Annotated in this window: 14 protein-coding genes and 1 riboswitch; of the genes, 1 reads left to right on the top strand and 13 read right to left on the bottom strand. The window is 46.2% G+C overall.

From position 1 onward, the window contains the following. Positions 1 to 177: 177 nt before the first annotated feature. Positions 178 to 393, bottom strand: coding sequence for a hypothetical protein (locus tag AC0IYG_RS05125; protein WP_471709976.1), 216 nt, complete (start codon positions 391 to 393; stop codon positions 178 to 180). Further along, positions 383 to 1,543: a peroxiredoxin family protein gene (locus AC0IYG_RS05120; protein WP_471709975.1), complete on the bottom strand. Its 1,161-nt coding sequence runs from the start codon at positions 1,541 to 1,543 to the stop codon at positions 383 to 385. The genes AC0IYG_RS05125 and AC0IYG_RS05120 overlap by 11 nt, the downstream gene beginning before the upstream one ends. 57 nt (positions 1,544 to 1,600) lie before the next feature. Next, a riboswitch (SAM riboswitch) is annotated at positions 1,601 to 1,694 on the bottom strand. Between the two features lie 160 nt (positions 1,695 to 1,854). On the opposite strand from AC0IYG_RS05120, the gene AC0IYG_RS05115 reads away from it, so the two are divergent. Further along, positions 1,855 to 2,160, top strand: coding sequence for a hypothetical protein (locus AC0IYG_RS05115; RefSeq protein WP_471709974.1), 306 nt, complete (start codon positions 1,855 to 1,857; stop codon positions 2,158 to 2,160). Here AC0IYG_RS05115 and AC0IYG_RS05110 read toward each other — a convergent pair. From AC0IYG_RS05110 to AC0IYG_RS05060, 11 genes are all read right to left on the bottom strand, one after another. Further along, positions 2,157 to 3,560, bottom strand: a complete 1,404-nt coding sequence (locus tag AC0IYG_RS05110) for a sulfatase family protein (protein ID WP_471709972.1) — start codon at positions 3,558 to 3,560, stop codon at positions 2,157 to 2,159. The genes AC0IYG_RS05115 and AC0IYG_RS05110 overlap by 4 nt on opposite strands. After that, the gene (locus tag AC0IYG_RS05105) at positions 3,529 to 4,995 is read right to left on the bottom strand and encodes a sulfatase family protein (RefSeq protein WP_471709971.1); all 1,467 of its coding nucleotides are present in this window, start codon (positions 4,993 to 4,995) and stop codon (positions 3,529 to 3,531) included. The genes AC0IYG_RS05110 and AC0IYG_RS05105 overlap by 32 nt, the downstream gene beginning before the upstream one ends. 10 nt (positions 4,996 to 5,005) lie before the next feature. After that, positions 5,006 to 5,737 carry a sulfatase-like hydrolase/transferase gene (locus tag AC0IYG_RS05100; protein WP_471709970.1) on the bottom strand — a complete coding sequence of 244 codons (732 nt, stop codon included), beginning with the start codon at positions 5,735 to 5,737 and terminating at the stop codon, positions 5,006 to 5,008. Next, positions 5,712 to 5,984 carry a hypothetical protein gene (locus tag AC0IYG_RS05095; protein WP_471709969.1) on the bottom strand — a complete coding sequence of 91 codons (273 nt, stop codon included), beginning with the start codon at positions 5,982 to 5,984 and terminating at the stop codon, positions 5,712 to 5,714. The genes AC0IYG_RS05100 and AC0IYG_RS05095 overlap by 26 nt, the downstream gene beginning before the upstream one ends. A 67-nt stretch (positions 5,985 to 6,051) precedes the next feature. After that, positions 6,052 to 6,423, bottom strand: a complete 372-nt coding sequence (locus AC0IYG_RS05090) for a sulfatase-like hydrolase/transferase (protein WP_471709968.1) — start codon at positions 6,421 to 6,423, stop codon at positions 6,052 to 6,054. A gap of 12 nt (positions 6,424 to 6,435) precedes the next feature. Continuing rightward, positions 6,436 to 7,329 carry a sulfatase gene (locus AC0IYG_RS05085; RefSeq protein WP_471709967.1) on the bottom strand — a complete coding sequence of 298 codons (894 nt, stop codon included), beginning with the start codon at positions 7,327 to 7,329 and terminating at the stop codon, positions 6,436 to 6,438. Further along, entirely contained in the window at positions 7,298 to 7,606 is a 309-nt protein-coding gene (locus tag AC0IYG_RS05080) for a hypothetical protein (protein ID WP_471709966.1), read from the bottom strand. The genes AC0IYG_RS05085 and AC0IYG_RS05080 overlap by 32 nt, the downstream gene beginning before the upstream one ends. Continuing rightward, positions 7,552 to 7,761, bottom strand: a complete 210-nt coding sequence (locus AC0IYG_RS05075) for a sulfatase-like hydrolase/transferase (RefSeq protein WP_471709965.1) — start codon at positions 7,759 to 7,761, stop codon at positions 7,552 to 7,554. The genes AC0IYG_RS05080 and AC0IYG_RS05075 overlap by 55 nt, the downstream gene beginning before the upstream one ends. Before the next feature lie 82 nt (positions 7,762 to 7,843). Continuing rightward, positions 7,844 to 8,041 carry a hypothetical protein gene (locus AC0IYG_RS05070; protein ID WP_471709964.1) on the bottom strand — a complete coding sequence of 66 codons (198 nt, stop codon included), beginning with the start codon at positions 8,039 to 8,041 and terminating at the stop codon, positions 7,844 to 7,846. Then, entirely contained in the window at positions 7,995 to 8,147 is a 153-nt protein-coding gene (locus AC0IYG_RS05065; RefSeq protein WP_471709963.1) for a hypothetical protein, read from the bottom strand. Before AC0IYG_RS05065 ends, AC0IYG_RS05070 begins: the two co-directional genes overlap by 47 nt. A gap of 39 nt (positions 8,148 to 8,186) precedes the next feature. Continuing rightward, positions 8,187 to 9,224, bottom strand: a complete 1,038-nt coding sequence (locus tag AC0IYG_RS05060) for a sulfatase-like hydrolase/transferase (RefSeq protein ID WP_471709962.1) — start codon at positions 9,222 to 9,224, stop codon at positions 8,187 to 8,189. Positions 9,225 to 9,239 lie beyond the last annotated feature (15 nt).

Genomic DNA, 9,239 nt, shown 5'->3' with positions numbered 1-9,239 from the left:
TGTGTGCATCTATTCGTTTCAGTTGTGAACCGATCTAACCAAGCCTCTCATTGTCCGTTCTCTAGTTTTCGCATTTATCGTGAAACGCTTTCGCGTTTTTCGTGCGCCGCTTCATCCATAGTCATTCAAGGTTTTAAATTTTGAATATTTTAGTTTGTCTGATTTTAAAAAACGCGGTTAAGGCAACGGCTCATTAATCAGCTTCGCCAGGTCCGCATTCCATTTCTTTACATATTCGTCGTAAAACTGGCCGGTGCCTTTTCCCGAAAATCCTGTGTGGATTTCCTTCACTTTTCCATCGCGACCAACGATAATGGTTGTTGGAAATGCAAGGAACTTGTCGATAGCAGGCAGTTTTTCCGCCACGACATTGCCTCCGGTTTTACCCCGCAAAAAGAATGTCGTACTGGATGTCGTATCTATTTTTGAGTTTGGTCAAAGCATTTTTGGCAAATGTGATATCGTCTTTTGCTTCGAAAGCCAGCGCGATGGCTTCCACGCCTTTGCTTTTATTTTCTTTATACCACGGTGAAAGGAAAGTGATCTGATCGATGCAGTTCGGGCACCAGCTGCCCATTATCTCGATCACCACGACTTTGCCTTTGTATTTTTCGTCACTCAGGGAAACCGGTTTTCCGTTCAGATCGGGAAAAGTGAAATCGAGCTTGTCATAACCTGGTTTCAAAAATGTGAGCGCATAAGCGTCAGGCAATGCAGCATTGTCATCTTTTACTCCTTCGAAAACCAACGGATGTGCGCTGGCGCCAATGGAGCCGCTAATGGAATTGTCAGCATTGATCTTGCCCTTCACATAAGCCGGGCTTGAACCCGTCACACCCGACAGGAAAAATTCGTCGCCCTGCACATTGCCTTCCAGCTCACGGCTGTCGCCTGAAACCGAAAGGATAATCCCGTTCAGCTTATTTCCTTTTTGTTCAAAAACCGCAACGCGGTCCGGCGCAGGCTTAGCCGACGCTTCGGCAGCAATTTTAACAACCCATTTGCCCGACAGATCTGCCTTAGGCGCAACTTCTTTTCCCGGCTCTACAAAGCGGTAAGCCTTGCCAGCTTCCGCTTTGAAAGGAAGAATGCGGCCATTGTTGCCAGGAATAAGGCTTTTTTGCACGCCTGATATGGAGCCATTGCTTTCAACTTTCGCAAACCATGCAGTTTCGAATGTGTTGAGGCTCACCTGAATGGAATCAGCAGAAATGAATTTGGCTTGAAAATCGTCACGACGGTCGCCGTTGATGGCAGTAAAAACAGGTTCTTTGCCAGCGCCGTTTTTTACTTCAAAATTGAAAGGAACCTCAATTTCACCGACGGTAAAGACGCCGCGCCAGATTCCATTTTTAAGCGCTTTTTGCTGCGCCTGTACATTTATCGAGGAGGATAGCAGTCCAAAAACTGCGACTACTGAGCATAAACTTTTGATCTTCATTAGGTTTACTTTTTTGAGTGAAATATTTACGCGTTTGCCACCAGCTGCAACAGTTGCCTGTTGCACATCGAATGCATACGAAACATTCAAGTTTTCTGACAAGCTTTCGCCGGCCAGTTTCCAAAATTTTACTCTGTTACTCCGGTGGTTGGATTCTCAGATTTATCATTAGAATTAGGTTGGGGCACCTTAAAAAGTCATAGGTTGCCAGAAGATCATAGAGCCTAACCTCTCCCTTCCTTCTTTATAAATCTACTAATTCGATAGACAAAGATTGTAAAAGATTTTAAGAATGCAAAATGATTTGATAAAAACGAGGGTAAATTTTACCCTGGAAAACCGAACGAGGGCGAAAAATCGTTATTTTCGCCCTCGTTCAAAAAACAGAGGTAAATTTCGACCTCGTCCTTGACATGATCGAAGTCTCCGCTCAGGATAGTCGAAGGAGAATTGAACAAATAGCGAATCTGATGAAATCAATGGGTGAAGAAATTCAAAGCAAACTCCCCAGGATTTATTCAAAGGATTTACTCGAAATATTGTTCCGCCTTCCTTATACGAAGCGAACTTTCATTGAAGATGCGGGCTTAGGAAATATCAAGACATCCGGGTCCTATCTAAAAAGCCTGGAAGAACATAACTTTTTGAAAAGCATTGTGGTGGGAAAAGAAAAGCTCTATTTCAACTTCCGCCTTATGGATGTCCTAAGCGGGACCTAGCGCGCCAAACTGTTTAATGCTTCATACCGCTCCCTTAACCCTTCCAAAACCGCCTTATAACCCTCATCACCAACCAGATTAACCTTCTCGTGCGGGTCGGTTTTTGTGTTGAACAGTTGCTCGTAACCGTGCTCGATGTATTTCATATACTTGAAATCTGCGCTGACGACGCCTTCGACTTTGGGTAATTTCGGGCTGCCGAGATAGGTGTGTTCGTAAAAGAAATCTGTTCTGGATGGCTTTTTGTTTTCCAACATTGAGAGCAGGTCAATTCCTTGCATGCGTGACGCGATGGGCGCTCCGGCGATGGCCAGGATCGTGGGGGCAATGTCAATGTTGAGTGCGATACTTTCGGAAATAGTGCCTTTTAATTTATTGGTCAATGCTGCGCCTGAAATGATCAGCGGGACGCGGATGGATTCTTCGAAACCGAACCATTTTCCTTCCAAACCATGCTCACCCAACGAAAACCCATTGTCGCCCATGAAAATAATGATCGTGTTTTCATTAATGTTCAGCTGCTTTAATTGCGCGACGAGATTGCCGACGACTTCATCGACGCCGGTAATGAGCCTGTAATAATCTTTGGTTGTTTGCTGTCTGAGCTCGGGCGTCGATAACAGCGGTTTCCACCTGTCGCGCGCAATGTTTGCATCGGTTCTGAAAAAGTCCGGGAGGCTGTTCCAATATTTCGGATCTGCGGTTTCGGGATCGGGAATATTTACGTTTTGATATAATGTTTTGAATCTTTCCTGAACGGGATATTTCGGTGGATTGCCATCCAGCTCGTGCGGCGCTTTGAAGCTAACCGATAAGCAAAACGGCTCTTTACCCGCATATTGACCTAAAAATTGCTGAATATCCTTTCCAACACTGTCCGTGTGATGAATGATTTTACCACTCTTATTGACCAATTCATAAACAGGCTGGCCTTCTTTTGCACTCGCCCAGTAATCAAACAATGAGTCGGGCTGCTCTTGAACGGAGATGCCGAATTTGCCGATAAAACCTAATTTGTAACCTGCTTTTTTGAGCAATGCAGGATACGTTTCAGCAAGCGCTTCTGCACTGAAATCCTTGGTAAAATCATTGATCTGATGCCGCGACATATATTGTCCGCTTAAAATGCTGGCTCGGCTCACCATACAAATTGCCGTCGTCACATATGCTTTTTTAAACAAAATGCCATCCTTGGCTAACTTGTCAAGATTAGGCGTTTGAATGATCTTATTTCCCATCACGCCCAATGCATCCCAACGATGATCGTCGGTCAAAAGAAAAATAATGTTGGGTTTTTTCGCTGTTAATTTGCCCTGAGCACCAGCTATGTAGGCGCTCATCGCAATTATTCCAAAAAGCAAAAACGACTTAATGCAGCCGCAGACTATCCTTACCATCATATCGATATTTCCATTTTGACATATATTCATCGGCCGTCAGAAAATCATCTTTCGCTTCCAACAGCTTTAATTTGAGCACTTTTTCAAGCTTTTGCTGCACGGATGCATAAGCCGGATCTCCGATCAGATTTCTGAGTTGATACGGATCTTTTGCATTATCATACAAAAGCCACGGCCCTTGCAGATCACGGACGTAAGTGAACTGACTGGTGCGCACTGCCCGATATTCCTTTCCACCATTGAGAAAATTGTTTTCATGAAATGGCACAGGAAGCTGGATCAATGCGGCTTCTTCGCCGGAAGGCTTTTTCTTGCCAGAAATCACGGCAGAGTAATCTGTTCCTTCAACCGATTTCGGAATGTTCATTTTGGTCAAACCCAGCAATGTGGGCAGGATGTCGATGTTACTGAATGGCATGGACAACTCCCGCTTTTTCTCACCCAATCCAGCCGGATAATGAATGATCAGCGGCACGAGAATCGACTCATCCCAAGGCTTTTGTTTCCTTACTTTTCCTTGCGAATAAAGCATATCGCCGTGATCCGAAGTGAAAATCACAATCGTATTTTCTGCAACGCCTGCCTGCTTCAATGCGGCCAGCAAATCACCCGCTGCTTTGTCCAGCGCGGTGCAATGTGCGTAATATCCCGCCAGATCTTTCCGCGCCTTGGCTTGCAGGGAATCGGGAACATTGGGCCTTAATTTGAGATTTTCGGGCTTGTAAAATTTCCTAAATTCCTCCGGCGCGGTTGCATAAGGATCGTGCGGCGGCCCCCATGACAGGACAAGCAGAAATGGTTTCGATTTATTTTTATCAATAAAACCAATGGCGCTGTCCGTTTGCGGAAAAACGTCGTAACCGGGCCAGTCATGCCGCACATCATTTTCATCAAAATAGAATGACTTGTTGTAATCATGCGTCACTTCCCGCGCTTTCCAATAGTCAAAACCCTGCCTGCGATCCTTGGGAACAGGGCGATTTCTTGCGGCAAATTGGGCTTCCTGATTGCTCTGACCATTAATGTGCCATTTCCCGATATAACCGGTCGCATAACCCTGATCTTTGTAAATCTCGGCCATGGTAAGCGCCTCATTTTTCAACGGACGATCGTTGTAAAAAACGCCGTGCGTGAGCGGATACTGGCCTGTCAGCAAGCTCGCACGCGCTGGGCTGCAAACGGGCATAACCGAAACGGCTGTGTTAAAAACCACACTCCTAGCCGCTAACTTATCCAGATTTGGCGTTTTCACATCATTATTCCCCGCATAACCCAGCGACTGCGCATTCCATTGATCAGCCATAATGATGACAATGTTTGGCTTGGCGTTTTTTTGTTTTGGGCGCAGGTTTTCTTTCGGATTAAGCAAAGAAAAACCGGTTGTCAGTAGCAAAACTGCGCTGCTGACAACCGGTAGGAAATACGTTCTTATCATTATTATTATCTTATTTAGCGTCGGGATAGTCTTTATCGAGCAGCGCAGACATTTCATTTACAGTAATAATGTAAGAGCTTTCTTTGGCAAGATTGGTGAATTCGTTAGGATCTTTTTGATGGTCATAAAGCTCGACGCCTGCATTGCCACCGTCCCATTCCGTATAACGAAACCGCTCTGTCCGCACGCTGCGGCCGAATATCTGATTGCGTTTCACTTGTGTATAAGCAGGTTTATCCCAAACAGAATCCGGATTTTTCAACAATTCGGTCAAACTTGCGCCTGCCAGTTTTTGTGCGGGTGTAAGTCCGCAGAGTTCGGCCAATGTTGGGTAAATGTCAAGCAGCTCGACGGTTCTGGTTGAAGATTTTCCTTTTGTCCCGCCCGGAACAGAAAATATAAGCGGCACGCGTGCGGAATTTTCAAACAGACTTTGCTTCATCCACTGCCCATGCTGACCCACATTATAACCATGATCACTCCAAAGCACGATCACCGTTTTGTCAGTCAATTTCAGGCGATCAAGTTCATCAAGCAGTCGGCCAACTTGCGCGTCCATGAACGTAATGGTCGCGTAATAAGCTCTTAATACCTCTTTCCGGTCTGCTACGGACAATCCCCAATGTGCAGGTTTGGTAAATAAAGCTGCTTCGGGAATGTCATCCAGATCATTTTCTACTTCTTTTGGAAGCGGGATCGTTTCAACCGGATAAAGGTCAAAATACTTTTTTCGGAGCCACATAAGGTGAATGCGGACGATAAAATCCGACCGCTAGGAAAAACGGCTCACTTTTCTTTTCCTTCATGATCTTAATCGCTTCCGTAGCGACCATTCCATCCGTTTGCTCCTCATCCGTGCCTTCGGTTGCGCGCCAGGCCAAAGCACTGCCCAGGCCGCGATCAGGCGTCAGATTTTTAATCAGTGACTCCTCAGCCTTATCCCGTCCTTTCGGATTTACTTTGAAATCCCAGGAAATCGGATCGTCCAATCCATCTGTTCCAATCTGCCCAGGAACGCCATAATGATAGATTTTGCCGACGCGGGCGCTGTAATAATCATTGTTTTTCGAACAACTGCGGCAATGTTACAACGTCAGGCAGGTTTTTGCGGAAATGCGTTTGCAGTTCATAAATCTTGGTAACATCCGGACGCTGGCCCGTCAGCAGCGAAGAGCGGCTCGGACTGCAAAGCGGAAACTGGGTGTAAGCGCGGTCAAACTTTACACCGCGTTTTGCCAGGCGGTCAATGTTCGGCGTTTTCACAAATTTGTTTCCATAGCATCCCAAATCCGTGTTCAGGTCGTCCACTGCGATGAAAAGGACATTAAGTTTCTTTTTTGCATTGCTGCGCTGCGCATGACTTTCCGGAGCATAAAAGCCGACGAGAAGGCCTGCCAGCAATGCGGGTAACAAGTATTTTTTGATCATCAGGTTGTAGGTTTATTCTCTGCCCTCTTTAACTGTCGGGGCATCTTTTGCATTGATAGCAGGCAATGATTTTGCCAGTTTAAGCTTTTCAGCAGCATATTTTTCGTCTTTCGCGAGATTCTTAAATTCCTGCGGATCACTTTCATGATCATATAATTCCTCAGAACCGTCGTTGTAACGTATATAACGCCACTTTTCAGAGCGCACCGCGTGGTTTCCAAAACCATGTGTTGTCAGAGATGGAAACGCCCAGCCAGCGGCAGGATCTTTCAAAAGCGGCACAATGCTGTTTCCTTCCAATCCTTTTTTTGCTGGTAAATTACACAATTCGGTCAGTGTTGGGTAAATATCCATCAGATTCACCGTTCGCTCCGAAACCGCATTTTCCTTGGAAAGTCCGGGCGCATACACAATGAAAGGCACGCGCGAGGCTTCTTCCCATAAGGCAAATTTGCGCCAATGTTCTTTCTCGCCCAGATGCCAGCCGTGATCACCAAAAAAGACGATGATCGTATTTTTCGCATACGCACTTTTTTCCAGCGCATCCAACAAGCGGCCGATCTGCGCATCCGCAAATGTGATGCTGGCCAAATAACCCTGCACCGCTTTTTCCCACTGCTTGTTGTCAACAATAAACTTGTGGTCACCCTTCGGTTTGGCGATTTTCACACCTGCCTCGGGCACATCGGCAAGGTCATTAGCAACGACTTTGGGCAGCTTAATGGAAGACAAAGGATATTGATCGTAATATTTTTGAGGCACATACCAGGGCAAATGCGGGCGTGTGAGTCCGATTGCCAGAAAGAATGGCTTGTCATGTTTTTTGCCAAAAAAATCAATGCCCTGGTTGACTACTTTAAAATCACCCATATCCTCATCTTTCACATCCACCGGGACTCCAGTCAAAATGCGCAAAACCATTCACCGGCGCCTTGGGCGGCTCGGGCGAAGACGGCACGTCGAAGTAAACCGGCCACGAAGCGTCATCATTGAAAGCATTATGGAAGATCTTGCCCGCGCCTTTTACCTCATAACCATTCGCAGTAAAATATTGCGGAATCGTTACCGCATCCTTTAACACCGGCCGCCAGGGCTGATTATTATGATAAACTCCCGAAGTTGAAGGCCTTACGCCCGTAAAAGCAGACTCGCGCGAGAAGGATTGCAAGCCGGTGCTGCGCAATAAGCACGTTTGAAAACCACTCCTTTTTTAGCCAGTTTATCAATATTGGGCGTCTTAATGCCCTCATAACCACCAAACGGACCAATCCAGTCGTTCATGTCGTCGACCGCCACGAAGAGCACATTGTATTTGGGCTGGGTTTGCGCAAATGACACGGACGAAAGCGCCGAAACGATGGCAAGGCCGAGTGACTATTGCAGTTTTAATTTTTATCATTTTGGCAAAATGGTTTAGGAATTAGTCCGCTTTATCGGCAAATGTTGGATCGGGTTCCAGTCCTGGCAAAACCACTTTCGCGACCCCGGGATCACCGAATTTCCACGCAGGAAGTTTCGCCAGTTCCAATTCGAATGTCTTTCTCACTTTTTCAGCTTCGGCACCAGCCTTATCAGGCGGCGATCGGTTGCTTTTCCTCAATGTCTTTTTCCAGATCATAAAATCTGCCGTCGGAATAAAGCTTGTAGCGGTGGTGCGGAGCGCGCAGCTTGCTTGTTGGCGCCTTCGCTGTGAATGGGCGAGTAATGTGTGAAAATCCAGTCACGCGGTTTGAATGCTTTATTGGCTAATAATGGCAAAATACTCACGCCGCCATCTGCGTCCCAGCTTTTCGGAATCGGTGTTTGAATTGCCTCTGCAATGGTCGGCAGCACGTCTGTAAATCAAAAAGATGGTCCAGCTCATGCTTTGCGTATTTGTATTTTCCCCAATTCACGATCAATGGCACATGATGGCCGCGATCGAGGGTTAACCCCTTGCCGCCGGGCACTTTACTGCCGTCTTTCAAAGGCGTCACAATGGCCCTGCCCGTTCCGTTGTCGCCCGTGAAAATGATGATGGTATTATCGTAAATGTTCAGGTCTTTCAGTTTTTGAATGATCTTGCCCACATTTTTGTCACTATAAGCAACCATATCGCGGAAGTTGAGCGTGTCTTTTTTGTGACGGCCTTCCACGTCGGATTTCCAGCTTTTGCTGTCAGGCGTAGGCAGGAAAGGATCGTGCACCAATGCCATCGGATAGTAAGCCAGGAATTTTTTATCCTTATTTTTTTCAATAAAATCGAGCATGTAATTCACGAAAATGTCAGGGCCATAATCGTCGTCCGTCGTTTTCAGCAGTTCGCCATCTTTATCGATCAATGCTTTCGCATAGCGCTCGCCCTCGCGTCTCGGCCTGCTCAGCTGCCATAGGCAATATTGGTCAAAACCAAAATGTTTAGGCAATTTCTGATTAGCGCCAAGCTGCCACTTTCCCGCAATGGCCGTGGTGTAACCTGCTTCTTTTGCCAGATGCGCAAAGGTTTTTTGGTCCTGATTCAGGTGCCCGAATTGCGAATAGTTTTTATAATTATACTTCCCTGTCATGATCTGCACCCGAGATGGCGTGCAAAGCGGCTGAGCAAATGCATAATTAAATTTCAAACCTTCTTTTGCGAGCTTGTCAATGTTGGGCGTTTGGTAAGTGCTCCCGTAAGCGCCAATGCATTCCTTGCCCATATCATCGGCCATGATGAGGATAATGTTAGGCGTATCTTTTTGTGCAAAAACTTGGGAAATCCATGCACTTCCGATTAGTAGAAAAAGGCAGACATGCCGGATCTTGTTCACTTTCAGGTTCATCGTTTTTATCTGGAT

This window comes from Dyadobacter sp. AC419 (assembly GCF_979253085.1).
The sequence above is the reverse complement of the archived record's forward strand: the minus strand, read 5'-3'. Positions and strand labels throughout refer to the sequence as shown.